Here is a 23082-nt window from a genome sequence, read left to right as displayed (position 1 = left end):
GGTACGGCCGGTGGTCCGAGCCGGAAGCCGGCGGCGACGGCCTCGCCCGGTACGGCGCCGGCGCCGTACCGGGCGCCGGGGGGAGGCGGAGGTGACGCCGATCCGGCGGGCCGCGAAGACGACGGCCGTCCACCGCCTCCGGCCCGGCCGCGGTTTCCGAGGACCCGATCGAGGTGCTCGCCGGCCATGCCCGGCGCGTACGCCCCTCGGCGGCCACGGCCGGCCCGGCGGCCCCTGTCGTCCGGGAATTCCCCGCTCCGCGCGGGGGACGGGTTCCCAGATGGGCAAGCGACCGCTTAGTATGCGCGCGGAGCGTGGTTCCTCGACGGCGGCTGGAGGCCCCGGATGCAGGCATGGCGAGTACATACCCCCGGCGAGCCCCGTGAGGCCATGCGCCTCGAAGAGGTTCCCGAACCCGTGCCCGGCGAGGGCGAGGTCAGGCTCAAGGTGCTCGCGGCGAACGTCAACTTCCCCGACGCGCTCCTCGTGCGGGGCCAGTACCAGATCCGGCCGCCCCTGCCCTTCACCCCCGGCGTCGAGATCTGCGGCGAGACCGAGGACGGCCGCCGCGTCATCGCCAACCCGAGCCTGCCCCACGGCGGTTTCGCCGAGTACGTCGTCGCCCCCGCGCGCGCCCTGCTCCCCGCCCCCGACACCCTCGACGACGCCGAGGCGGCAGCCCTGCACATCGGCTACCAGACAGGCTGGTTCGGCCTGCACCGCCGGGCCCGCCTCCAGCCCGGCGAAACCCTCCTCGTGCACGCCGCCGCGGGCGGGGTCGGCAGCGCCGCCGTCCAGCTCGGCAAGGCCGCCGGAGCCACCGTCATCGGAGTCGTCGGCGGCAAGGCCAAGGCCCGCACCGCCGAGGAACTCGGCTGCGACCTCGTCATCGACCGCACGAACGAGGAGATGGCCGACATCGCGGCCCGCGTCAAGGAGTTCACCGGCGGCCGCGGCGCCGACGTCGTCTACGACCCGGTCGGCGGGGACGCCTACACCGCCTCCACCAAATGCGTGGCCTTCGAGGGCCGGATCGTCGTCGTCGGCTTCGCGAGCGGCGCCATCCCCGCCCCCTCCCTCAACCACGCCCTGGTCAAGAACTACGCCGTCCTCGGACTGCACTGGGGGCTGTACGCCACCAAGGAACCCGCCGCCGTCCTCGCCTGCCACGCCGAGCTCACCCGGCTCGCCGCCGACGGCGCCATCAAGCCCCTGGTCAGCGAACGCCTCCCGCTCACCGCGGCCGCCGACGCCGTCCAGCGCCTCGCCGACGGCAGCACCACCGGCCGGCTGGTCGTCGTACCCGCGCTGGACGCCGTACCCGCCGCCCCGCAAGGAGCCGCCCGATGACCTCCACGACCGCCGGCCCGATCACCGCCGACGAACTGCGCGGGCGCGTACGGGAGCTGCTCGCCGCCCACCCGCCCGTCAGCACCGGCCGCACCGACTTCCTGCGCGCCCGCTTCGACGCCGGGCTCGCCTGGGTGCACTACCCCGAGGGCCTCGGCGGCCTCGGCGCGCCCCGCTCCCTCCAGGCCGTCGTGGACGCCGAACTGGAGGCCGCCGCGGCTCCCGACAACGACCCGCGCCGGATCGGCATCGGCCTCGGCATGGCCGCCCCGACCATCCTCGCGTACGGCACACAGGAGCAGAAACGCCGCTTCCTGCGCCCTCTGTGGGTGGGGGAGGAGGTCTGGTGCCAGCTCTTCAGCGAGCCCGGCGCCGGATCCGACCTCGCCGCGCTCGGCACCCGCGCCGTCCTCGACGAGGCCTCCGGGGACTGGGTGGTCGACGGGCAGAAGGTGTGGACCTCCAGTGCCCACACCGCCCGCTGGGCCATCCTGATCGCCCGCAGCGACCCCACGCTGCCCAAACACCAGGGCATCACCTACTTCCTGTGCGACATGCACGCCCCCGGCGTCGAGGTCCGGCCGCTGCGCCAGATCACCGGCGAGGCCGAGTTCAACGAGGTCTTCCTCACCGGAGTCCGCATCCCCGACGCCCACCGCCTCGGCGCCGTCGGCGAGGGCTGGGCGGTCGCCCGCACGACCCTGATGAACGAACGCGTCTCCATCGGCGGCATGCGGATCCCCCGCGAGGGCGGGATGATCGCCCCCGTCGCCGCCACCTGGCGCGAACGCCCCGAACTGCGCACCCACGCCCTGCACCAGCGGCTGCTCGACCTCTGGGTCGAGGCCGAAGTGGCGCGCCTCACCGGGGAGCGGCTGCGCCAGCAGCTCGTCGCCGGACAGCCCGGCCCCGAGGGCAGCGGAATGAAACTCGCCTTCGCCCGCCTCAACCAGGAGATCAGCGGCCTGGAAGTGGAACTCCTCGGCGAGGAAGGGCTGTTGTACGAGGACTGGACCCTGCGGCGCCCGGAGATCGTCGACTTCACCGGCCGCGACGCCGGCTACCGCTACCTGCGCGCCAAGGGCAACAGCATCGAGGGCGGCACCAGCGAAATCCTCCTCAACATCGTCGCCGAACGGGTCCTCGGCCTGCCCGCCGAACCGCGCGACGACAAGGACCTCGCCTGGAAGGACCTCTCCCGATGACGGACTCGCGCGCCCCCTTCGACCTGCTGTACTCCCAGACCGAGGACGAACTCCGCGCCGCCGTACGGTCCTTGCTGGCCGACCGGTGCGACGCCGCGAGCGTCCTCGACCGCGCCGAGACCGGCCGCCCCCACGACCCGGCGCTGTGGCGGACCCTCGCCGCAGGCATCGGGGCCGCGGGACTCCTCGTCCCGGAGAAGCTCGGCGGACAGGGCGCCGGTCACCGGGAAGCGGCCGTGGTCCTGGAGGAGCTGGGCCGGGCGGTGGCCCCCGTGCCCTACCTCACCAGCTGCGTCCTCGCGGCGGAGATCCTGCTCGGCTGCGACACGTCCACGCCCGAAGTGGCCGCGCTCGTACGGGAACTCGCCGCCGGACGGCAGATCTGCGTACCCGCCGTCCCCCTCACCCTCGCCCCCGGCGCGCCCCTGCCCGGGGCCGTCCGGGACGCCGGTGGCGGGATCCTGACCGGCACCGTCACCTCCGTCGCCGACGCGGTGGCCGCCGACGTCCTGCTGGTCCTGGCCGACACCGGCCTCTACGCCGTCCCGGCGGGCGGCGCCGTACTGACCCCACTGGTCCCGCTGGACCTGACCCGGCCCCTCGCCACCGTCACCCTCGACGCCGCCACGGGCACCCGCCTCGCGGACCCCGCCACGGCGCGGGCCGCCGTCGCCGGAGCGCTGCTGTCCGGGGCCGGGCTCCTCGCCTCGGAACAGCTCGGGCTCGCCGAATGGTGCCTGAGCGAGACCGTGGGCCACGTACGGGCCCGCCACCAGTTCAACCGCCCCGTCGGCTCCTTCCAGGCCCTCAAACACCGTCTCGCTCGGCTCTGGCTCGACGTCGCCTCCGCCCGCGCGGCGGCCCGGGCCGCCGCCGACGCCCTGGCGACCGGGGCTCCGGACGCGCCGCTCACCGTCGCCGTCGCGCAGGCCTACTGCTCCGGAGTCGCCGTCCGGGCCGCCGAGGAATGCGTCCAGCTCCACGGCGGCATCGGCATGACCTGGGAACACCCGGCCCACCTGTACCTCAAGCGCGCCAAGGCCGACGCGCTGACGCTGGGCACGTCCGGCCACCACCGCGGCCTGGTCGCGGACTTCGCGGAACTCCCGGCCCCGTAGCAGCCGCGCCGACCGGGATGTCCCGGTCGGCGCGCCTACCACTGGTCTTCGTCGTCCACAGGGCCCTCGCGGGTTTGTCGCTCATTCGTGAGTTCGTGCGGTGCCGCCGGCAGGAGGAGGGCACGCTGCGGAGACGGCTGCGTGGATCGCTGTCCGAACAGGGCCGAAGGGGGCAGTCGCGTTGACGCGGGAGGCAGGGCGCCGGGGCGCGCTGGAAGAGCGTGCGGTGTTGGTGGTGGCGGGACTGGCGGATGTGGCGGTGAGCGGTCTCGGTTCGGTGATCGGCGCCGCACGCGGGCTGCTGCGTCGCTCGGACATGGCCGAGCTGGTCGGTGAAGCGGAGGAGGACCTCGTGGCGCGCGGGCGCCTGGCACTGGACCGGCATGCCGGCGTGCCACCGCCCCACCTGGAACTGCTCGCCCGGCACGTGAAGGCCCGACAGGCCGCTCCCGGCGATGAGTGAACGGTACGAGCCCGGCGCTTTCAAGGCCCGGATCGACCGGGAACTGGAACAGTTCGTGGCCCGGGAGGCGGCGCAACTGCTCGCCATCGACACTGACCTGGCGCCGGTGGCGGAGCAGTTACAGGTCGCCGTGGCCCACGGCAAGCGGCTGCGCGCGGCGTTCTGCTACTGGGGCTGGCGTGCGGCCGGCCAGCCCGACAGCGACGCCCTGGTACGGACGGCGGCGTCCGTGGAGCTGGTGCACGCCGCCGCGGTCGTCCACGACGACATCATCGACGACAGCCCGATCCGCCACGGCCTGCCCACGGCGCACAGCGCGCTGTGCGGCGCCCAGCAGCAGGGCCCCGCGCGTTCCAAGTCGGTCGCCCGGGCCCTGGCGATGCTGGTCGGAGACCTGCTGATCTCCCTGGCCGGACAGCTGTTCGTGACCAGCGGCCTCCCGGCGGCCTATCTGACGCGGGCACGTCCGCTGTGGGCGGACCTGGCGCGCGAGCTGATCGCCGGCGAGTGCCTGGAGATCCTGCGCACCGGCGCCGTCCCGGACACGGATGCCTCGCTGAAGGTGATCCGGTACAAGACCGCCAAGTACACCGTCGAACAGCCCCTGCTCATCGGCGGTGCGCTGGCCGGCGCGGGCCCCCGGCTGCGCGAGGCGTTCTCCGCCTACGGACTGCCCCTGGGCGAGGCGTTCCAGCTGCGCGACGACCTGTTGGGGCTCTTCGGCGACCCGGCCCGTACGGGCAAGGCCAACCTGGACGACCTGCGCACCCGCAGGCCGACCGTCCTGCTCGCCGAGACCTGGCAGGCCGCCGGCCCGGCCGACCGCGAGCAACTGCGCCGCGTGCTGGAGCGGCGCCACGTCGGGACGCGGGACCTGCACGCGGTGCGCGACGTGATGAGCCGCCTGGGAGCGCCGGCCCGCGTCGAGAACATGATCAACGCCCGGGTCGAGGAAGCCGCCCGCGTCCTGGACGAGGTGGACCTGCCGGCGCACGCCGCACGGGCGCTGGCCGAACTGGCCCGCACCGCGGCCGTCCGCCTGCACTGACCTGCCCCGCCCCCACCCCCCGCCCCCGGCGTTCGCCCGGCAGCGGCCCCGCGCCTGCGCGGAGTTCGACAAGGAGCCCTTGATGACCTACACCCCGGCGTCGATGGACGCGCTGCGCCAGGCCGGCGACGAACTCGCCGACGCCACCGTCGCCACGCTGTTCGAGCGCGGAGAGATCGGCAAGTTCAACACCCTGATGCGTTACGTCTCCACCGTGGGAGCGCCCCTGCCCGACGGGCTGCCGGACGTCGCCCGCGAGTACCTGCACGCGACCAGTACCCCGCCGGACTGGGTGGACTGGGGCGAAATGGAAAAGGCCAGGCTGTTCTTCACCGACAACAACGTGCACATCTCCACCGCGCTCTCCTTCGCCTCCATGCCGGCCTGCTACGTCATTCCGCACGTCGCCCGGCTGCTGTCGGCCTCGCACTCGCTGAGCTACCCGTCCAAGCGGATGGCGGAGACCGGACAGTTCACCGTCTACCTCATGCAGCCCGGTGCCTTCGAGGCGGGCAGCCGCTTCATTCCCGCCGCGCAGAAGGTCCGCCTGCTGCACGCGTCCATCCGCCACCACCTCGCACGGGAAGGCCGCTGGGACGTCGAGAGCCTCGGCAGGCCGATCTGCCAGGAGGACATGATCGGCGGGCAGATGCTGTTCTCGCTGCTCGTCCTGGACTCCCTGCACCGCCTCAACATCCACATGAGCGTCGACGGAGCCGAAGCGTACTTCTACGCATGGCGCGTCGTCGGCGCCATGCTCGGCGTCGACCCGGCACACGCGCCCCGGGACCTGGAGTCCGCCCGTCAGTTCTTCGACCTGTACATGACCCGCCACATGGGCCCGTCGGAGGAAGGCGCCCACCTCACCCGCCAGCTCATCGACCTGTACGAAGAGGTCGTCCCCGGGACCCTCTTCGACCCGGTCGTCTCCGCCCTGATCCGCTACCTGATCGGCGACACGTGCGCCGACTGGCTGGAAGTGCCGCGCACCGCTTGGGACACCGTCGTCAAGACCGTGCCCTCCCTGCTCGGCGTCCTGGAGACCATCGAGGACAGCTCACCCCTCGGCGCCTGGGCCCTGGACCGCCTCGGCCACCTCACCACCGTCTTCGAACTGTCCTCGCTCACCCGCGGGCGCGTCATGCACTACACCATCCCCGAGCAGCTCAAGAAGGACTACGGCGTCTCCACCGCCGTCCCGCGCACCCGGCGCTGGAGCCCGCCCCCCTCCACCGTCGGTTCCCCCTGACGCGCCGCCCCCGCCCGAAGCACCCGCAGCCGTCCCGGTGACCTCGCCCGCCACGCCGCGTTAGACCCCGTAACACGGTCCGCCGAGCGAGGGAGAACGTATGTACGCAGCACAGGCCGCCGCACCACTCACCCGCCGCGCCGTCCTTCGTACGGCCTTCACCGCGGCCGTGCTCGCCGGCGCGGCCGCGGCCCTGGCACCCGTACTGCGCGCTCGGCGCCCCCGGCAGACGCTCACCCCGGCTCCCCTCGCCGAGGAGACGTACCGCGGCCGGCACATCACCGTCGAGCTCGCCGGCGCGGCGGTGCGCATCGACGGCCGGCCCCTGCACGTCATGCGCCGCGCCGACGGCAGCTACCTGAGCGGGATCAACCACTTCCAGTCCTACGCGACGCCCCTGGAGCTGGCCCGGGCGGCCGTCGACGAACTCGGCACGAACCAGCTCGCCTTCGCGGCCCCGCACCACGGCTGACGGACGTAACGACGGGAACGGGAGAGCAGCGTGTCGTACACCCGGCAGAACCAGAGGAACCTGACCAGCGCCCAGAAGAAGCGGTTCACGGCGGCCGTGCTGGAGCTCAAGCGGAGCGGTGTCTACGACGCCTTCGTGCGCACCCACGACACGTACTTCGTGCCGGACCGGGACCGGAAGCTGCGGGTCGGGCACATGTCCCCGTCCTTCTTCCCCTGGCACCGGCGCTACCTGCTGGAGTTCGAGAAGCAGCTCCGGGCGGTCGACCCTGGGGTCAGCATCCCGTACTGGGACTGGACCACCGACGCCAGCCCCGTCTCCTCCCTCTGGGCCGAGGACTTCCTCGGGGGCACCGGCCGCACGAGCGACCGGCAGGTGATGACCGGGCCCTTCGCCTACGACAAGGGCAACTGGACGGTCTCCGTCGGCATCACCGAGGCCCGGTACCTCACCCGCAACCTCGGCCGGCCGGGGAACCCGATCAGCCTGCCCACCGCGGCCGAGCTCCAGTGGGCGATCGACGACCCGGCCTACGACACCTCGCCCTGGGACTCCACCGCGACGGCCGGCGGCTTCCGCAACAAGCTGGAGGGGTGGGCCGCGCCGAAGAGCGAGCGCTGGCGCAACCACAACAAGGTCCACCAGTGGATCGGCGGCCACATGACGGGCGGTACGGCCCCCAACGACCCGGTCTTCTGGCTGCACCACGCCTTCGTGGACCTGATCTGGGACCGCTGGCAGCGCAAGCACCCCGGCTCGGGCTATCTGCCCGCCGCTCCGCTCAAGCTGGGCGACCTCCAGCGAGGCCGGGTGATCGCCCTCGACGAGCCGATGCCCCCGTGGAACGTCACCCCGCGCGAGATGCTCAGCCATCAGGGCGTGTACCGCTACGAGTGACACTGCACGGTGACATGGCAAGGGGAAGTGAATGACCCACCACATGACATGGCAAGAGGGCCCCCGCCGTACGGCGGGGGCCCTCAGCGGGTCAGGCAGCCGATCAGCCGCCGTAGCCCTCGGTGTGGTGGTCGCCGCCGCCGTCCGACGCGTTGACGCAGGTGTTGCCGAACGCGGGGTTCAGCAGAGCGATCACGTTGACGGTGTTACCGCAGACGTTGACCGGAACGTGGACCGGAACCTGGAGCAGGTTGCCCGACAGGACACCCGGGGAGCCGACCGCCGCACCGTGCGCTCCGGCATCGGCGACGGCCAGACCCGCACCGGCGGCCACGGCGCTACCGGCGACAGCGGTGATGGCGAATGCCTTCGCGATACGCGACATCAAGATCTCCTCGTGAGAATGGGGCGCCGCACAACTGCGGCATTTGACATGGCATACAACGCCGCCACTGCCGAGTGGTCACGGTTGCTGCGCTTACCCAGTGACAGAAAATCGGACGGACGCGAAGTACGGACGCACCTGAGTGACCGTTCCCGGCTTCAGGACCTCCACGGCGGGCCCGGTGCAGTCCGGCTCGCGGAAGAGGGTCGCGGTGCCCCGGGTCCGGTTCGTCACCGCCCGGGTTCCGCCGCCCTCCGCCGCGACGCAGCCGCTCGGGGCGGTCAGGCCGTGGACCCGGTCGTCCTGGCCGACGTACTGGAAGTCGGGTCCGGCGGCCTGGGCGCCGCCCGCACCGCCGGCCGAGGCCAGCAGCAGGACGGGGAGGAGGACGCGCAGGGCATGGGGATTCAGGATGGCTCGCATGGCCGGTCCAACCCGCTCCGCCCCCGCCGGAGTCACGCCTTGTCACCCGTTGGAAGGCTGTGCGACCGTGCCGGGAAGAGGTGACGTGACCAGACGCGATCGCAGGAGACACACATGAGCGCAGCGGGCGGCGGCCGGCCCCGGGTAGGCACCGGATACGGCACCGTGGAGGGCCGGTGGGAGAGCGGCGGGATCGCCGTCTTCCGGGGCATCCCCTACGCCGCCCCGCCCGTCGGCGTCCGCCGGTTCACGGCGCCCGCGCTCCCGGACGCCTGGGACGGCGTACGCGACGCCGGCGCGTTCGGGCCGACGGCGCCCAAGGTGCCCTACCCGCCCACGTTCGCGGCGCTGCTGCCCGACCCGGTGATCCCCGGCGACGACTGCCTGAACCTCAACGTGTGGACCCCCGACCCGGCCCCCGGCGCCCGGCTGCCCGTCATGGTGTGGATCCACGGAGGGGCCCACACCCGTGGCTCCGCGGCCGTCCCCGTGTACGACGGCTCCGCCTTCGCCCGCGACGGGGTCGTGCTCGTCTCGGTCAACTTCCGCCTCGGCGTCCTCGGCTACGGGCTCTTCCCCGACGCCCCCGCCAACCGCGGACTGCTCGACCAGATCGCCGCCCTCACCTGGGTCCGGGACCACATCGAGGCCTTCGGCGGCGACCCCGCCCGCGTCACCGTCTTCGGCGAGTCCGCGGGCGCCATCAGCATCGGCGCCCTGCTCGCCGCCCCCCGTGCCGCCGGCCTGTTCTCCCAGGCCGTCCTGCAGAGCGGCGCCCCCGAGACGCTGCCCCGCGAGAAGGTCCGCGCGATGGTCCGGCGGATGGCCGCGCTGCTCAAGGTGCCCGCCACCGCCGAGGCCTTCGGCGCGGCCGCTCTGCCCGCCGTGCTCGCGGCCCAGGCAGCGGCACTGCGCCGCTCCTCCCCGCTGGCCGGCGGCCCCGCCTTCGGCCTCGTCAGCGACCCGGACACGCTCCCCGCCGACCCGCTGGAGGCGGCCACCGCCACCGACGTGCCCCTGCTGCTGGGCTGGACGTCCGAGGAGTACCGGCTCTGGCTCGCGCCCACCGGCGGGACACGGCTGCTGGACCGGCTCGGCCCACTGGCCGTGGCCCTGGCCCGCGCCCGCAGCGGCAAGGACCGGGCCGCCGTACGGGCGCTGCGCGCCGCACTGCCCGGGGCCGGCCCGGCCGACCTCGCCGGGCAGCTGCTCACCGACCGGCTGCTCCGCGACCCGCTGCGACGGCTGGCCGGGGCCCGGCGGACGGCGCCGAGCCACCTCTACGAGTTCCGCTGGCCCAGCGGGGTACCCGGCCTCGGCGCCTGCCACGCCCTGGAGCTGGGCTTCGTATTCGACACCCTCGGCGTGCCGGAGTCCTCCTGGCTGGCCGGGCCGCAGGCCCCGCAGGCGCTGGCCGACGAAATGCACGGGGCCTGGGTCCGCTTCGCCGCCACCGGGGACCCCGGTTGGGAGCCCTGGGACGGCGACGGCCCGCCGAAGGTGTTCGGCGGGCCGGAGCGGGACCGGGAGGCGGTGGTGGTCGGACGGACCGCTACTCCACCGGTCCTTCCATGACCTTGCTGATGAACTGGATGGGCCCCTCGCCCATGTTCGGCACGTAGGTCTTGGCGTTGTGCTGGCCGCCCGGGATGACTCTCAGACTGGTGTGGACCGGTCCCTTGCCGTAGGTGGCGACGAACTTCTGCACATCGGGCAGCGTCTTCTTGTTGTTCTCGCTGTCGCCGACCTGGAAGGCCAGATAGACCTCCGGGCCCTTCTTGTCGATCAGCTGCTTGGCCAGCAGCTCCGGGTTGTTCTCGGCCTTCTCCTTGTCGTGGCCCTTCCACAGGGAGGAGTCCGGGACGATGTCCGGGCCGGAGGCGATCACGGCCTTGAACTTGTCCGGGTGCTTCAGCACGGCCTTCAGGCCGGCGAACCCGCCGGTGGAGGAGCCCATGAAGGCCCAGCCGTCACGCGACTTGACGGTCCGGAAATTCTGCCGCATCAGGTCCGGGACGTCCTCGGTCAGCCAGGTGCCCATCTTGGGCTGGCCGGGGATGTCGGAGCCGTCCCAGTAGACGCCCTTGTCGTCCGGCCCCGGGTTCAGCACCGGCATGGCCAGGATGAAGGGCTTGCTCTTGCCCTCGGCGTACCACTTGCTGATGCTGGTCTGGAGGCCCAGGTCGGTGCCCATCCAGTAGTTGTTGGGGAAGCCCGCGCCGCCGGGCAGGGCGATCATGACCGGGAAGCCGCTCTTGGCGAACTTCGGGTCGTTGTACTCCTTGGGAGCCCAGACCCAGACCTTGCCCTTGAAGCCCGACTTCTTGCCGTCCAGCATGGTGACGGCGACGTGCGTGCCGTCGGAGAGGGTCATCGAGTTCTTGAACTCGGCCTTCGGGCCCGTTGGCATGGACATCTTCGAAGTGGCCGCCGGAGCGGCCGGGCCGCCGCCGGCGGGCGGCTGCCCGAAGGTCACGTCCTTGCCCTTGTCGGTGAAGGGCGGTATCTCGAAGTGGTTCATCACGAGCGCCGCGACGCCCGCCAGGGCCACGACGGTGGTCCCCGCGATCACCCACCGCTTGACGCGGGACTTGCGCCGGGGCGGCTCCTCCTCGTACGGCGGCTCGTACGGGGGCTGCTGCCCGTACTGCTGCCCGTACTGCTGCTGACCGTAGGGGAGCGTGTCCTCGTACCGGTCCTCCTGGTGGCCGTAGGGCGGCTGCGGCGGCTGGGGCCGCTGGGGATACTGCCCTGCCGGCCGGTACGGCGGCTGGTACTGCCCTTCGGGTGAGTGAGACATGTGCGGTGACTCTCCGGCTGCTGCTGCCCCGTCGGGCGATGGACTCTTCCGTTCGAGAGATGAACGAAAGTGCCACCGGGTTCCGAATTTTTCGTTCTCTTGGGATTTCACAGAGAAGACCATTGCCTCCCGGCGGGGCCGCAGCAGGACCGTTACGCCGGAACCAGCGTCTTGCGGCGGCGCTTGCGCGGCGTGGCGCCGGACAGCCGCAGTTGGATGACCGACCGTACGGTGGGCCACTCCTCGTCGAGGACCGAGTAGAAGGCCGTACTGCGCACCGCGCCGTCGAGCCCGCGCGAATGGGCCCGCCGGACGCCCTCGCACGTGAAGCCGAGACGTTCCATCGCCGCGCGGGAGCGGCCGTTGCGGGCGTCCGCGCGCAGCGAGACGCGGCGCACGCCCCAGGTCTCGAAGGCGTGGCGCAGCATGAGCAGCTTCGCCTCGGTGTTGATGCCGGTGCCCTGGGCACCCGGGGACAGCCAGGTGTTCCCGATCTCGGCGGCGTCGGGGACCGCGGTCGCCGGATCCCCGAAGGGCACCCCCGGCACGGCGGGCCACACCAGCGGCCCCTGCCAGTAGTCGAGTTCCAGGAACCGGGTCGAGCCGACGACCCGCCCGTCGGTGGCTCTGACCACGGCGAACGCGAGCGATCGACCCGCCGCCTGATCGGCGACGGCGCGGTCGATGTACTCGTGGGACGCCTGCAACCCGTGCGGCACGGGTGTGAAGGCGTAAGTCGTACGATCCTCGGCACCGGCCACGGCCAGGGCCTCGGTGTGGTGGGGGGCGAGGGGCTCGAGCCGCACGGTGCGGCCGGCGAGGAGTACGGGTACGGGCACGGAGCCTTCGGTCCTTCTGGGCGGTGGGGTGGTTGAACAGTCTGCGTTTCTGACGTCGCCCCCCGTGCAAAACACGGGTGAAAGGCAACGGGCGGTCAGGTGAACGCGAGTGGCTCAATGTAGCCCCTTACCTTGATCCCATGAACCCCCTTGAAGGCAACGACGCGGCACTCTTTTTCGACGACCTCGGTCCCCGGGGGGCGGCGCCCGTCCTCCTGGTCCACGGACATCCGTTCAACCGCACGATGTGGGCCCCGCAGGTGGCCGCCCTGACCGCCGCCGGATACCGCGTGATCACGCCTGACCTGCGGGGATACGGGCAGCACCCGGCGGTCCCCGGCCAGGCCACGCTCGCCGGTTTCGCGGACGACATCGCCGTTCTGCTCGACCGCCTGGACATCGAACAGGCGGTCGTCGGCGGAGTGTCCATGGGCGGCCAGATCGCCATGGAGATGCGGCTGCGCCACCCGGGTCGGGTACGGGCCCTGATCCTCTCCGACACCTCCCCCCTGCCCGAGACCGAGGAGGGGAAGAAGGCCCGCCGCGAGATGGCCGAGCGGCTGCTCGCGGAGGGCATGCGGCCGTACGCCGAAGAGGTCATCGACAAGATGCTGGCGCCCTACAACGTGTGCGGCATGCCCGAGGCCGCGGCGCGCGTCAGCGCGATGATGTGCGCGACCGACCCCGAGGGCGCGGCCGCCGCGCTGCGCGGCCGGGCCGAGCGCCCCGACTACCGGCCCGTGCTGGCCGGGGCCACCGAGCCCTGTCTGATCGTGGTCGGCGCGGACGACGTCTACACGCCGGTCGCCGAGGCCGAGGCCCTGCACGCGCTGATGCCGCACGCGGTGCTCACCGTCATCGAGCGGGCCGGCCATCTGCCGGGCGTGGAACAGCCGAAGGCCTTCAACCGGGCGCTGCTGGCGTTCCTCGGCGGGCTCTGAGCCGACCGCGCCGCGATCAGTGCGGTTTCCTGCGCCGGCGCCGAGTGGCCCGGCGGAAACGGGCGTGATTGGCCCAGTCGGGCGGGCCATCGGACTGATCCAATGGTGCGATGACGACCAGGTTCCTGCCCCCGCCCGGAGCGCCGCGCCGCCTGGCAGCCGCCCAGCTGAGCAATTCCGTCGGAGACGGCGCCTACTACGTGTGTTCGGCTCTCTTCTTCATCCGGGTGGTCGGCCTCTCGCCCGCCCAGATCGGCCTCGGGCTCACCCTCGCCTGGGCCGTCGGATCGGTCGCGGGCGTGCCGCTGGGGGCGCTCGCCGACCGGCGCGGGCCGCGCGGCACCTCCGTGGTGCTGGCGGCGGCCACGGCGGCCTCGGTCTGCTCCTTCCTCTTCGTCCGGTCCTTCTGGGCCTTCCTGCTCTCCGTCGTCGTCTACGCCACGGCCCAGTGCGGGCTGGCGGCCGCCCGGCAGGCGCTCCTGGCGGGGCTGGTCGCCCCCGAGGACCGGACCGGCGTACTGGCCCACCTCCAGTCGACGCTCAACGGCGGCCTGGCGCTGGGCGCCGCCCTCGGCGGGCTGGCCCTGAGCGCGGACACCGAACGGGCCTACCTCGCGGTGTTCGTGCTCGACGCGGCGAGCTTCCTGGTGTGCGCCGCCGTACTGCTGCGGCTGCCGCCCGTGGCCCCGGTGCCCGTACGCGCGGACGGGGAGCCCCGGCTCGCCGTGCTCCGCGACCGGCCGTACGCGCTGGTCACCCTGCTGAACGCGGTGCTGCTGCTGCGCATGCCGCTGCTCAGCCTGGCGATCCCGCTGTGGATCGTGGAGCGCACCCAGGCCCCCGGCTGGCTGGTGTCGGCGCTGTTCGTGCTCAACACCGTCGCCGTGATGCTGTTCCAGGTGCGCACGGCCCGGCCCGTGAGCGACCTGGACAGCGCGCGGCGGGCGCTGCGGGTCTCCGGCCTGGTCATGGCGGCCTCCTGCGTGGTGTTCGCCGTATCCGCGCTGCCCGGGGCGGGCTGGGCGGCGGCCGCGCTGCTCGTGGCGGGCGCCGTGCTCCAGGTCGACGCCGAGATGCGGCAGTCGGCCGGGTCCTGGCAGATCGGCTTCGCGCTGGCCCCCGCCGAGCGGATCGGCCAGTACCAGGGCTTCTTCGGCATCGGAGTGCCCGTCGCGCGGACCGCGGGCCCGCTGGTGCTGACCTCGCTGCTCCTGCTGTGGGGGATCCCGGGGTGGCTGCTGCTGGGGGCCGTCCTGCTGGCCGCTTCCTACGCGATGGGCCCCGCGGTCCGCCGGGCGGACGTCGTACGCGCCGCCGACGCCACCGTCGCCGCCTGAGATCATCGCCGGATGGACGACGTACTGCGGCGACTCGCCGCCGTGGGGCCCTTCTTCACCGTGCCCTGCGGGAAGGAGGCACCCGGACCGGGCTTTCGGCCGCTGAGCGACCTGTACGGGGAGCGGCTCGGCCCCTACGTCGCCGAGGTGGGGCGGCGGATCGGCAGCGGGCCGGGGCGCGTGGCGGCCTCGACCGCGCAGTTCGGGATCGCCTCACGGCTGTGGTCGCTCGGTCTGGGCTGCGCCGCGCTGGGCGGGCGGGTGCCGGATCTGGCCGCGGACCGGGTCTGGTGGCGGCTGCCGGCCGCGGGGTCGCTGGAGCTGTGGCTGCCCGAGCCCGGGGAGCTCGCCGCCGAGGCGCTCGGGGAGAGCGTCCTGGCGCATCTCGCCGTGCTGGAGGCGGCCCTGCGGGAGCGGTTCGGGGTGTCGCCGAAGGTGCTGCGGGGCAATGCCGCCTCGGGACTCGTCGGGGCGCTGCGGGTGCTGCTCGACCGGGTTCCGGGGGGCGCGGCCGTGGATCTGGCGGCCGGCCTGCTGGCCGAGGGCGGGGCCCTGGCCGGGACCGGCACCTTCTTCCACGAGGAAGGGCTCGGTGTGGCCTTCGTACGGCGCAGCTGCTGCCTCTACTACCGGGTGCCGGGCGGCGGGCTCTGCGGGGACTGCGTGCTGCGGACCCGGTAGCGGGACGGGGCCGCCGGGGAGCGGTTGAGCTGCTCCCCGACGGCCCCGCGCACAGGAACCAGCAGGAACTAGAAGGTGAGGTTCCAGGCGTCGACCTTGCCGATGTCGCCGCCGGCGTTGTCGTTCACCCGCAGCTTCCAGGCACCGTTCGCGACCTCCGAGGAGGCGTTGACGGTGTAGACCTGGTTGATGTTGTCGGCGCTGCCGCCGGACCGGTTGTGCACGGTGTACACGGTGCCGTCGGGGGCCACGAGGTCCACCTTCAGGTCACCGATGTAGGTGTGCACGATGTTCACGCCCACCTTGAGGGTGGCCGGAGCGTTGCCGGTCACACCGCTGACGGTGATCGGGCTCTCCACGGTGGTGTTGTCGCCGATGGCGAAGTCACCGAGGTTCTCGAAGTACTTGCCGGGCGGCGGGGTGGTGCCCCCGACCGCCTTCAGCGCGTCGACCTGGCCCTCGCCGAAGAAGCCGTTCTTGGCGGTGGTCCCGGTGCAGCGGCTGTCGGACGGGCAGGCGACGTCGTTGGCCTGGACGGCCAGCTTGTCGCGGATCTGTGCCGGGGTGATGCCCGGGTTGGTGCTGGCCAGCAGCGCGGCGACGCCCGCGACGTGCGGGGAGGCCATCGACGTGCCGCTCATGCTGCCGTACTTGCCGCCCGGCAGGGTGCTGTAGATGCCGACGCTGTCGCCGCCCGGGGCCGTCACGTCGATGACGTTCAGACCGAAGTTGGAGTACGAGGCCTTGGCGGTGGTGCCCATCGCCGAGACCGTGACCACGCCGGGGAGCTCGGTCGGGATGTCGATGCAGGCGTTGGTGATGGTGCGGGTGACCGGCGTCGAGTCGTTCGGGCTCTCGGAGTCGGTCGTCTTGTTGGCGAGGTCGTAGTTGGAGTTGCCCGCCGCCGCGACCTGGATCGAGCCCTTGCCCTCGGCGTAGGCCTGGGCGCGCCGGGTGCCCTCGATGATGGCGGCCTGGTCCACGTTGTCGGGGCAGTTGAACTGCCACGGGTCCGTGTAGTAGCTGTTGTTGGTGACCTTGAAGCCGTGGTCGCCCGCCCACATGAAGCCGCAGATGGTGTTCTCGGCGAAGAAGAGCTGGGATCCGGGCTCGGCGATGCGCACCGAGGAGATCTTCACGCCCGGGGCCACGCCGATGACGCCCTTGCCGTTCTTGGCGGCCGCCACCGTACCGGCCACGTGCGTGCCGTGGGTGCCCACGTCCCGCCAGGAGCCGGCGCGGGTGTCCGCCTTGCCGTAGGCGCAGGAGGCGGAGTCGGCCGCGTTGAAGTTCGGGGCCAGGTCCTGGTGCTGGTCGTCCACACCGGTGTCCAGGATGCCCACCTTGACGGTGGCGGAGCCGGTGGTGACGGCCCAGGCCTGGTCGGCCTTGATCTGCGTCATGTCGGCGCGGACCGGCTCGCCCGTCGGGGTGGTCGACTGCGCCGGGTTGGCGGGCAGCGCCGGGTTGTAGGCGTCCGCCGGCACGTCCGAGGTGCGCGTGGCACCGACCTGCTGGACCCCGCTCACCCCGCGCATGGTGGCCGCGAAGCTGCCGGAGGAGGAGTGGGCGACGATCACGCCGATCGCGTCGTAGTACGAGAAGACCGTGCCGCCGTTGGCGGTGACGGCCGAGCGGACCGCCGAGCTGTCACCGGGGGTGGTGATCACGAGGTAGGCGCGGGTGCCGGCAACCCAGGTCGCACTCTGGGAAGTCGGCGCCGCGGCCCTGGCCGCCGGAGCGGTCGGGGCGGAGGCGGTCGGGCCGGAAGGGGAGACGGGGGCGGTGCCGGCGAATGCGGCGGGCGCCCCGAGAGCCAGTGCGGCGCCGAGCGTGGCGGCCAGCACCAGGGTGCGTCGGGGTCGGCTGGATATGTGGGGTATCAATGCGTCCTCCGATGACACGGCGGTGCTGGTGGCACCTACCGGGTCGTACGAATCGAGTGGTGGACGCAAGATGTCAGACGGGTGCCCCGCTGCGGAAGTACCTTTTAAATCACAGCGGTTGGCACCCGTATGGCTCAAAATCGCCTATGTCATGGGATGTCGGGTCCGGCCGGGCTGGGCACCGTGGGGGCGAGTCCTGCCCGGCCGGCCCGTACGGGCGTACCCGTTCAGACGGGTACGCCGTCCTTGTCGCCGCCCGGCTGGGGCGGTACGGGGGCGGGCTCGGCGCCCGGTCCGGCGGCCGGTGTCGACTCCGTCACGTGTCCGTCGTCGACCAGCGTGGTCTCGTCGAACGGCAGCCGTCCGCCGAGGACTTCGGTGGCCCGGTCGCGGTCGAACTCCTTCGTCCACGTCCCGATGAGGACGGTGGCGATCGCGTTGCCCGCGAAGTTCGTCAGTGCCCGCGCCTCGCTCATGAAGCGGTCGATGCCCACGATCAGGCCGACCCCGTCGACGAGTTCCGGCCGGTGCGACTGAAGGCCTCCGGCCAGCGTGGCCAGTCCCGCGCCGGTCACCCCGGCGGCGCCCTTCGAGGCGATGATCATGAACAGCAGCAGCGAGATCTGCTCGCCCAGCGCGAGCGGCTTGCCCATCGCCTCCGCCACGAACAGCGAGGCCATGGTCAGATAGATCGCGGTCCCGTCCAGGTTGAAGGAGTACCCGGTCGGCACCGTGATCCCGGTGACCGGGCGGGACACCCCCAGGTGTTCCATCTTCGCGATCAGCCGCGGCAGCGCCGACTCCGAGGAGGAGGTGGACAGGATCAGCAGGAACTCCCGGCCCAGGTAGCGCAGCAGGGAGAACACGCTGATCCCCGTGCACACCCGCAGCAGCGTGCCCAGCACCACGAACACGAAGAGCAGACAGGTCGCGTAGAAGCCGATCATGATCACGGCGAGTGACTTCAGCGCGTCGATGCCGGTCGCCCCGACCACCGCCGCGATCGCCCCGAAGGCACCCACCGGCGCCACCCACATGATCATCGCGAGTACGCGGAACACCAGCTTCTGCAGATGCCCGATTCCGCGCAGCACCGGCTCGCCCGCCGCGCCCATGGCCTGGAGCGCGAACCCGCACAGCAGCGCCACCAGCAGCGTCTGGAGCACCTCACCGCCGGTGAAGGCGGACACCAGCGTGGTCGGGATGATCCCCAGCAGGAACTCCGGGGTGCTCTCGGCCCCGCCCGCCTTGGCCTGTGCCTCACCGGCGCTGCGCGCCGCCTCGGTCAGATGCAGACCGCTGCCCGGTTCCAGCAGGTTGCCCACGAACAGTCCGATGGCCAGGGCCACGGTGGACATCACCATGAAATACCCGAGGGCCAGTCCGCCCACCGCGCCGACCTTGGCGGCTTTGCGGACCGAACCGATCCCCAGCACGATCGTGCAGAAGATCACGGGCGAGATCATCATCTTGATAAGATTTACGAAGCCGGTGCCGAGCGGCTTGAGCTCCACGGCCACTCCGGGTGCGGCGAAGCCGACCCCGATGCCGAGGACCACCGCGGCGATGACCGCGATGTAGAGAAAGTGGGTCTTGTCGCGCCTGGCGGCCACGTCGCCTCCTGGTGATGTATGCGTTCCGGGAGACCATGACGCAGCCTGTGACCCCGGTCACCCTTGCGTTCATTGAGTTCACGGCCGGGTGCACACTGAGCGTCATGTTCCGCTTTCCCCGAGCGCCCCGCAGTCTCGCTGGCCAGCTGTTCGCCATGCAGGTCCTGCTGGTCGCGCTCGTCGTCGCCGGCTGCGCCGTCTTCGCGTACGCGACCGCCCGCGGCCAGGCCGAGGACTCCGCCCGGCGGCAGGCCGGGGCGGTGGCGCGGGCCGTCGCCGACTCGCCGTCCGTGGCCGAGGCCGTACGGGCCGGCGCGCGCGGCAGCGACCCCTCGGCGGCGCTCCAGCCCTACGCGGAGCGGGTGCGGGCCGACTCGGGCGTGGACTTCGTGACGATCATGGCCCCGGACGGGCGGCGCTGGACCCACCCCGACCCGCGGCGCATCGGCGAGCCCTTCCTCGGCAACACCGGCCCCGCGCTGCGCGGCGAGACCTTCAGCGAGACCTACACCGGCACCCTCGGCCCCTCCATCCGCGTGGTCACCCCGCTGACGGACGAAGCGGGCCGGGTCGTGGGCATGGTCAGCGCCGGGATCACCGTCCGCGCGATCAGCGACCGGCTGGCGGCGCAGCTCTCCGCCCTCGCCTGGGTGGCGGCCGGCGCCCTCGCCCTCGGCGGCGCGGGGACCTACGTGGCCAACGCCCGGCTGCGCCGCCACACCCACGGCATGAACGCCGCCGAGCTCAGCCGGATGTACGACTACCACCAGGCGGCCCTGCACGGGGTCCGGGAGGGGCTGCTGATGCTCGACGGCCACCGCAGGATCACCCTCGTCAACGACGCGGGCCGCGAGCTGCTCGGACTGCGCGGCGAGATCACCGGCACCGGCGTCGCCGACCTCGGGCTGCCCGCCCCGCTCACCGGAGCCCTGCTCGCCGACCGGCCCCGGGTCGACGAGGTGCACCTCACGGCCGAGCGGGTGCTCGTCGTCAACAGCTCTCCCGTCGCGGGCGGCGGGCGCCGCGGCACCGTCGTCACCCTGCGCGACCACACCGAACTCCAGGCGCTGACCGGTGAATTGGACCACGAGCGCGGTTTCACCCAGGCCCTGCGCGCGCAGGCGCACGAGGCGGCCAACCGGCTGCACACCGTGGTCTCCCTCATCGAGCTGGGCCGCGCGGACGAAGCGGTGGAGTTCGCCACCGCCGAGTTGGAGCTGGCCCAGGCCCTGACCGACGAGGTGGTCACCGCCGTGGGCGAGCCGGTCCTGGTCGCCCTGCTGCTCGGCAAGGCCGCGCGGGCGCACGAGCGGGGCATCGAGCTGGTCGTGACCCCGGACAGCGGCGCGATCGACACGGGACCGGGGGTCCTGCCCGCCCGCGACCTCGTCACCCTCCTCGGCAACCTCGTCGACAACGCTGTCGACGCGCTCACGGGCGTCCCGGGCGGTCGCATAGCGGTCACCGTGCGCCGGGACGCGGTGCAGGGGCTGCTGCTGCGCGTCGAGGACAACGGACCGGGGCTGCCCGAGGGAGTGGACGTCTTCCGGCGCGGTTGGTCCGGCAAGGGGGAGGGGCGCGGCCTGGGCCTCGCGCTGGTCCGGCAGGTGGCCCACCGGCACGGCGGCCGGGTGGACGCCGCCCAAGGGCCGGACGGGGGCGCGCGGTTCACCGTACGGCTGCGGATGCCGTCGGGTTCCGCGGAAGCGGCGGACGATCCGGGTGCCCGCGTCGTTCAAGGACCGCGTCAGCCCTCCGCGGGAGGGCCGGCATGAGCGCGCCGCCCGAGGTACGGGTGCTGGTGGTCGAGGACGACCCCGTCGCCGCGGCCGCGCACGCGCTCTACGTCGGCCGCGTGCCCGGTTTCACCGCCGTCGCAGCAGTCCACTCGCTCGCCGAGGCCACCCGCGTGCTGGAGCGGACGCGGATCGACCTGCTGCTGCTCGACCTCACCCTCCCCGACGGTCACGGGCTGCGCTTCGCGCGCGGACTGCGGGCCGCCGGGCATCCCGTCGACGTGATCGCGGTGACCTCGGCGCGGGACCTGGCCGTGGTCCGCGAGAGCGTCTCACTGGGCGTCGTGCAGTACGTACTGAAGCCCTTCGCCTTCCCGACCCTGCGCGAACGCCTGCTGCGCTACGCCGAGTTCCGCGCGACGGCGGGCGAGGCGGCCGGTCAGGACGACGTGGACCGTGCGCTCGCCTCCCTGCGCGCGCCCGGTCCGGCGGAGCTGCCCAAAGGGCTCAGCGCCCCGACCCTCGACCGGGTCGCGGCGCTGCTGCGGGCGGCGCCCGAGGGGCTGACCGCCGCCGGGGCGGCCGAGGCGGCCGGGATCTCGCGGATCACCGCCCGCCGCTACCTGGAGTACCTGGTCGACACCGGCCGCGCGGACCGCACGCCCCGGTACGGCCAGGTCGGCCGCCCCGAGCTGCACTACCGCTGGCTGGCGGCGGCAGCGGCCGGCTCCGTGTCGAAGGTGTAGAACTTCCGGTGGTCCAGCATGTCGGCCGGGGTCACGTCGTTCCACGGCCGCATCGTGTCGCGCAGGTCCACGACGTCCTTGGTGCCGGCCGCCGGCAGGTACGTCGAACGCGGGTGCCGGGCCTGCCAGTCGGCCCACAGCTTGTCCACGAAGGCGTGGTGCATCCAGAACACCGGGTCGTTGGGGGACACCCCGGTGGCCATCTGGCCGCCGACCCAGACGTGGACCCGGTTGTGCAGGTTGGCGCCGCGCCAGCCCTCCAGGTGGTTGCGGAAGCCGCCGGAGGAGCTGTTCCAGGGGGCCGCGTCGTACTCCGGCATGGCGAGTACGGCGTCCACCTCTGCCCTGGTCGGCAGCTGGGCTACGCCCGTGCCCAGCGCGCGCCGCAGGTAGGCGCGCCCGTCCACCCGTACGGTCACGTCCCACTTGCCTCCCGGGTGCGCGAAGGGCCCGTCGAGGACCTGCCCGTCGCGGGCCCGGCCGGTGCCGCCGAGGAAGTCGGCGGCCCAGAGGGAGGAACGGGCGGTGCGGTCCGTCGTCCAGTCCCAGTAGGGGAGCGCAACGCCCGGATCCACCGACTGAAGCGCCGCCTCGAACTCCAGGAGAAAGCGCCGGTGCCAGGGGAGAAAGGAGGGGGAGCGGTGGCCGACCCGCTCGCCGGAGTCGGTGTCGCTCATGATGAACCCGTTGTGGGTGGTCACGAAGCGGTCGTAGCGGCCGGTGCGCTTGAGCTCCAGCAGGGCGGCCGTGAAGGCGCGCTTCTCGTCGGGGCTGAGCGAGGCCTGGTTCTTGCGTACGGTCATGCCGCACCTCCGAAGGGGACGAGTGCGGCGCCCTGGAGCTCGCGCACGGCGGCGCGGGCCAGGGAGGTCGGGTCGGCGTAGGTCTCGTAGTGGTTGATCACGCTGATCCAGGTGCCGTCGGCGTTGCGCATGACGTGCAGTTCGCGGCCGTCTATGCGGACGGTGGGCAGGCCGGCGGAGTGGTGGCCGCCGTGGTGCCCACCGCCGCCCGCGGTGGACGGGGTGATCTGGATGCGTCGGCCCTTGTACACCTCGTCGACGGTGCCGGCGGGTATCGCGGCGCGTGAGTCGGTGGCGGCGGCGTGCGCGGTGGCGCCGGCCAGGCCGAGGGCGGTGAGGGCGCCGGCGGTGGTCCCCAGGGCCTGCCGGCGGGTGATCTTGTTCATGACGGAAGAACTACCAGGCCAGTGGGGGCAGTTGGCCGCTATCCGGACATCGGCGGACAAGTTTCGCATGCAACGAATGAAACGATCTTCCCGTCCAGACCGGTCTGGGTGAGTGGGGCCGGAAGATCTTCTCCGAAAACCCTACTCGTCAGTAATTTCTGCGGCGGTGGCGGGTGGGTGTGGAGGGGATCACACCGCGGAGTCGGCCGGAAGGCGCACCACTGGCCGGCGGCGCGGATCAGCCGGACGCCGACGAGCGCATGCCGAGCGCCGTCAGGGCGGCCACCCGCTCCGGGGCGGGGGACGCCGCCCGGGAGCGCTGGTGGGCGATCCACGCGCCGAGCCGCACCTCCCGGCCGCCGACCGGCTCCACCTGCGTACGGGGGACCCGTAGACGCCGTTCGCGGGCAGGGAACCGCCGGGCCGCCTCCACGTGCTCGGCCCGGGCCGCGGCGTGGCCGCGGCGCGGCGGGGGACGCTCCGCCCCGGCCGCCGGGGTCAGGCGTGCTCCAGCAGCCGGCGCCGGGCCCCGGCCAACCGGTCCCACCCCAGGCGCTGGGCCCGCCCACAGTCCCAGTCCTCGGCCTGCGCCAGCACCTCGTCCGGGCCGAGCGCGATCCCCCCCGCCCGCGTCCAGGTGCGCCCGCGTCAGGTGGAAGACCCGCTGCCGGCCGATGCCCCAGGCCGGGCGCCAGGACGGGTCG

23 protein-coding genes are annotated in these 23082 nt (G+C 72.8%); 14 read left to right on the top strand and 9 right to left on the bottom strand.

Annotated elements, in window-relative coordinates; genetic code table 11:
* The first annotated feature begins 345 nt into the window (after nucleotides 1-345).
* The 8 genes from ACWDYJ_RS06855 (at nucleotide 346) to ACWDYJ_RS06820 (ending at nucleotide 7802) form a co-directional block, all read left to right on the top strand.
* The gene (locus tag ACWDYJ_RS06855) at nucleotides 346-1350 is read left to right on the top strand and encodes an NADPH:quinone oxidoreductase family protein (protein WP_451564413.1); all 1005 of its coding nucleotides are present in this window, start codon (nucleotides 346-348) and stop codon (nucleotides 1348-1350) included.
* Nucleotides 1347-2555 carry an acyl-CoA dehydrogenase family protein gene (locus ACWDYJ_RS06850; RefSeq protein ID WP_451564412.1) on the top strand — a complete coding sequence of 403 codons (1209 nt, stop codon included), beginning with the start codon at nucleotides 1347-1349 and terminating at the stop codon, nucleotides 2553-2555. Before ACWDYJ_RS06855 ends, ACWDYJ_RS06850 begins: the two co-directional genes overlap by 4 nt.
* Nucleotides 2552-3673, top strand: a complete 1122-nt coding sequence (locus ACWDYJ_RS06845; protein WP_451564411.1) for an acyl-CoA dehydrogenase family protein — start codon at nucleotides 2552-2554, stop codon at nucleotides 3671-3673. The genes ACWDYJ_RS06850 and ACWDYJ_RS06845 overlap by 4 nt, the downstream gene beginning before the upstream one ends.
* A 181-nt stretch (nucleotides 3674-3854) precedes the next feature.
* Nucleotides 3855-4136: a polyprenyl synthetase gene (locus ACWDYJ_RS06840; RefSeq protein WP_451564410.1), complete on the top strand. Its 282-nt coding sequence runs from the start codon at nucleotides 3855-3857 to the stop codon at nucleotides 4134-4136.
* Nucleotides 4129-5184, top strand: coding sequence for a polyprenyl synthetase family protein (locus ACWDYJ_RS06835; protein WP_451564409.1), 1056 nt, complete (start codon nucleotides 4129-4131; stop codon nucleotides 5182-5184). The genes ACWDYJ_RS06840 and ACWDYJ_RS06835 overlap by 8 nt, the downstream gene beginning before the upstream one ends.
* A gap of 82 nt (nucleotides 5185-5266) precedes the next feature.
* Nucleotides 5267-6433 carry an oxygenase MpaB family protein gene (locus tag ACWDYJ_RS06830; protein ID WP_451564408.1) on the top strand — a complete coding sequence of 389 codons (1167 nt, stop codon included), beginning with the start codon at nucleotides 5267-5269 and terminating at the stop codon, nucleotides 6431-6433.
* A gap of 100 nt (nucleotides 6434-6533) precedes the next feature.
* Nucleotides 6534-6905 carry a tyrosinase family oxidase copper chaperone gene (locus tag ACWDYJ_RS06825; RefSeq protein ID WP_451564407.1) on the top strand — a complete coding sequence of 124 codons (372 nt, stop codon included), beginning with the start codon at nucleotides 6534-6536 and terminating at the stop codon, nucleotides 6903-6905.
* Nucleotides 6906-6935: 30 nt separating this feature from the next.
* Complete coding sequence (locus tag ACWDYJ_RS06820) at nucleotides 6936-7802, top strand: tyrosinase family protein (RefSeq protein WP_451564406.1); 867 nt, start codon at nucleotides 6936-6938, stop codon at nucleotides 7800-7802.
* A 103-nt stretch (nucleotides 7803-7905) separates the two neighbouring features.
* Here the strand turns inward: ACWDYJ_RS06820 and ACWDYJ_RS06815 are convergent, their stop codons facing one another.
* The gene (locus ACWDYJ_RS06815; RefSeq protein WP_451564405.1) at nucleotides 7906-8187 is read right to left on the bottom strand and encodes a chaplin; all 282 of its coding nucleotides are present in this window, start codon (nucleotides 8185-8187) and stop codon (nucleotides 7906-7908) included.
* Nucleotides 8188-8280: 93 nt separating this feature from the next.
* Complete coding sequence (locus tag ACWDYJ_RS06810; protein WP_451564404.1) at nucleotides 8281-8610, bottom strand: hypothetical protein; 330 nt, start codon at nucleotides 8608-8610, stop codon at nucleotides 8281-8283.
* 114 nt (nucleotides 8611-8724) lie between these two features.
* On the opposite strand from ACWDYJ_RS06810, the gene ACWDYJ_RS06805 reads away from it, so the two are divergent.
* Nucleotides 8725-10185: a carboxylesterase/lipase family protein gene (locus tag ACWDYJ_RS06805; RefSeq protein WP_451564403.1), complete on the top strand. Its 1461-nt coding sequence runs from the start codon at nucleotides 8725-8727 to the stop codon at nucleotides 10183-10185.
* Here the strand turns inward: ACWDYJ_RS06805 and ACWDYJ_RS06800 are convergent.
* Nucleotides 10163-11410: an alpha/beta hydrolase gene (locus ACWDYJ_RS06800; protein WP_451564402.1), complete on the bottom strand. Its 1248-nt coding sequence runs from the start codon at nucleotides 11408-11410 to the stop codon at nucleotides 10163-10165. The genes ACWDYJ_RS06805 and ACWDYJ_RS06800 overlap by 23 nt on opposite strands.
* 152 nt (nucleotides 11411-11562) lie before the next feature.
* Nucleotides 11563-12249 (bottom strand): GNAT family N-acetyltransferase, encoded by a 687-nt coding sequence (locus ACWDYJ_RS06795; protein WP_451564401.1) that lies wholly within the window; start codon nucleotides 12247-12249, stop codon nucleotides 11563-11565.
* A gap of 140 nt (nucleotides 12250-12389) precedes the next feature.
* On the opposite strand from ACWDYJ_RS06795, the gene ACWDYJ_RS06790 reads away from it, so the two are divergent.
* The 3 genes from ACWDYJ_RS06790 (at nucleotide 12390) to ACWDYJ_RS06780 (ending at nucleotide 15208) form a co-directional block, all read left to right on the top strand.
* Entirely contained in the window at nucleotides 12390-13190 is an 801-nt protein-coding gene (locus ACWDYJ_RS06790; protein WP_451564400.1) for an alpha/beta fold hydrolase, read from the top strand.
* A 110-nt stretch (nucleotides 13191-13300) separates the two neighbouring features.
* Nucleotides 13301-14527, top strand: coding sequence for an MFS transporter (locus tag ACWDYJ_RS06785; protein WP_451564399.1), 1227 nt, complete (start codon nucleotides 13301-13303; stop codon nucleotides 14525-14527).
* Between the two features lie 12 nt (nucleotides 14528-14539).
* On the top strand, nucleotides 14540-15208 hold the full coding sequence (locus tag ACWDYJ_RS06780) for a (2Fe-2S)-binding protein (RefSeq protein ID WP_451564398.1): 669 nt from the start codon (nucleotides 14540-14542) through the stop codon (nucleotides 15206-15208).
* A gap of 68 nt (nucleotides 15209-15276) precedes the next feature.
* On the opposite strand, the gene ACWDYJ_RS06775 is transcribed toward ACWDYJ_RS06780, so the two are convergent.
* Complete coding sequence (locus tag ACWDYJ_RS06775; protein WP_451564511.1) at nucleotides 15277-17055, bottom strand: S8 family serine peptidase; 1779 nt, start codon at nucleotides 17053-17055, stop codon at nucleotides 15277-15279.
* Between the two features lie 266 nt (nucleotides 17056-17321).
* Nucleotides 17322-18707, bottom strand: coding sequence for a cation:dicarboxylate symporter family transporter (locus ACWDYJ_RS06770; RefSeq protein WP_451564397.1), 1386 nt, complete (start codon nucleotides 18705-18707; stop codon nucleotides 17322-17324).
* A gap of 104 nt (nucleotides 18708-18811) precedes the next feature.
* Here ACWDYJ_RS06770 and ACWDYJ_RS06765 point away from each other — a divergent pair, with 104 nt between their 5' ends.
* A complete protein-coding gene (locus ACWDYJ_RS06765; RefSeq protein WP_451564396.1) occupies nucleotides 18812-20482 on the top strand; it encodes a sensor histidine kinase in 1671 nt (556 codons plus the stop codon).
* Nucleotides 20479-21189 (top strand): response regulator, encoded by a 711-nt coding sequence (locus ACWDYJ_RS06760; protein ID WP_451564395.1) that lies wholly within the window; start codon nucleotides 20479-20481, stop codon nucleotides 21187-21189. Before ACWDYJ_RS06765 ends, ACWDYJ_RS06760 begins: the two co-directional genes overlap by 4 nt.
* Here the strand turns inward: ACWDYJ_RS06760 and melC2 are convergent.
* The 3 genes from melC2 to ACWDYJ_RS06745 all read right to left on the bottom strand — a co-directional run bounded on the left by melC2 (nucleotide 21141) and on the right by ACWDYJ_RS06745 (nucleotide 22925).
* Entirely contained in the window at nucleotides 21141-21992 is an 852-nt protein-coding gene (melC2, locus tag ACWDYJ_RS06755; protein WP_451564394.1) for a tyrosinase MelC2, read from the bottom strand. The two genes, ACWDYJ_RS06760 and melC2, sit on opposite strands and share 49 nt — an antisense overlap.
* Nucleotides 21989-22378, bottom strand: a complete 390-nt coding sequence (melC1, locus tag ACWDYJ_RS06750) for an apotyrosinase chaperone MelC1 (RefSeq protein ID WP_451564393.1) — start codon at nucleotides 22376-22378, stop codon at nucleotides 21989-21991. The genes melC2 and melC1 overlap by 4 nt, the downstream gene beginning before the upstream one ends.
* A gap of 238 nt (nucleotides 22379-22616) precedes the next feature.
* Nucleotides 22617-22925, bottom strand: coding sequence for a helicase associated domain-containing protein (locus ACWDYJ_RS06745; protein WP_451564392.1), 309 nt, complete (start codon nucleotides 22923-22925; stop codon nucleotides 22617-22619).
* Nucleotides 22926-23082: the final 157 nt, after the last annotated feature.

This window comes from Streptomyces sp. NPDC003042 (genome assembly GCF_053591315.1).
Note: the sequence above shows the minus strand (reverse complement) of the source record. Positions and strands in the feature narration are given on the sequence as shown.

What these genes read in the sequence shown, in the direction of transcription:
- ACWDYJ_RS06855 (WP_451564413.1), top strand. Translation starts at nt 346, where the DNA reads ATGCAGGCATGGCGAGTACATACCCCCGGCGAGCCCCGTGAGGCCATG.
- ACWDYJ_RS06850 (WP_451564412.1), top strand. Translation starts at nt 1,347, where the DNA reads ATGACCTCCACGACCGCCGGCCCGATCACCGCCGACGAACTGCGCGGG.
- ACWDYJ_RS06845 (WP_451564411.1), top strand. Translation starts at nt 2,552, where the DNA reads ATGACGGACTCGCGCGCCCCCTTCGACCTGCTGTACTCCCAGACCGAG.
- ACWDYJ_RS06835 (WP_451564409.1), top strand. Translation starts at nt 4,129, where the DNA reads ATGAGTGAACGGTACGAGCCCGGCGCTTTCAAGGCCCGGATCGACCGG.
- ACWDYJ_RS06830 (WP_451564408.1), top strand. Translation starts at nt 5,267, where the DNA reads ATGACCTACACCCCGGCGTCGATGGACGCGCTGCGCCAGGCCGGCGAC.
- ACWDYJ_RS06825 (WP_451564407.1), top strand. Translation starts at nt 6,534, where the DNA reads ATGTACGCAGCACAGGCCGCCGCACCACTCACCCGCCGCGCCGTCCTT.
- ACWDYJ_RS06815 (WP_451564405.1), bottom strand. Translation starts at nt 8,187, where the DNA reads ATGTCGCGTATCGCGAAGGCATTCGCCATCACCGCTGTCGCCGGTAGC.
- ACWDYJ_RS06810 (WP_451564404.1), bottom strand. Translation starts at nt 8,610, where the DNA reads ATGCGAGCCATCCTGAATCCCCATGCCCTGCGCGTCCTCCTCCCCGTC.
- ACWDYJ_RS06805 (WP_451564403.1), top strand. Translation starts at nt 8,725, where the DNA reads ATGAGCGCAGCGGGCGGCGGCCGGCCCCGGGTAGGCACCGGATACGGC.
- ACWDYJ_RS06800 (WP_451564402.1), bottom strand. Translation starts at nt 11,410, where the DNA reads ATGTCTCACTCACCCGAAGGGCAGTACCAGCCGCCGTACCGGCCGGCA.
- ACWDYJ_RS06790 (WP_451564400.1), top strand. Translation starts at nt 12,390, where the DNA reads ATGAACCCCCTTGAAGGCAACGACGCGGCACTCTTTTTCGACGACCTC.
- ACWDYJ_RS06785 (WP_451564399.1), top strand. Translation starts at nt 13,301, where the DNA reads ATGACGACCAGGTTCCTGCCCCCGCCCGGAGCGCCGCGCCGCCTGGCA.
- ACWDYJ_RS06780 (WP_451564398.1), top strand. Translation starts at nt 14,540, where the DNA reads ATGGACGACGTACTGCGGCGACTCGCCGCCGTGGGGCCCTTCTTCACC.
- ACWDYJ_RS06765 (WP_451564396.1), top strand. Translation starts at nt 18,812, where the DNA reads ATGTTCCGCTTTCCCCGAGCGCCCCGCAGTCTCGCTGGCCAGCTGTTC.
- ACWDYJ_RS06760 (WP_451564395.1), top strand. Translation starts at nt 20,479, where the DNA reads ATGAGCGCGCCGCCCGAGGTACGGGTGCTGGTGGTCGAGGACGACCCC.
- melC2 (WP_451564394.1), bottom strand. Translation starts at nt 21,992, where the DNA reads ATGACCGTACGCAAGAACCAGGCCTCGCTCAGCCCCGACGAGAAGCGC.
- melC1 (WP_451564393.1), bottom strand. Translation starts at nt 22,378, where the DNA reads ATGAACAAGATCACCCGCCGGCAGGCCCTGGGGACCACCGCCGGCGCC.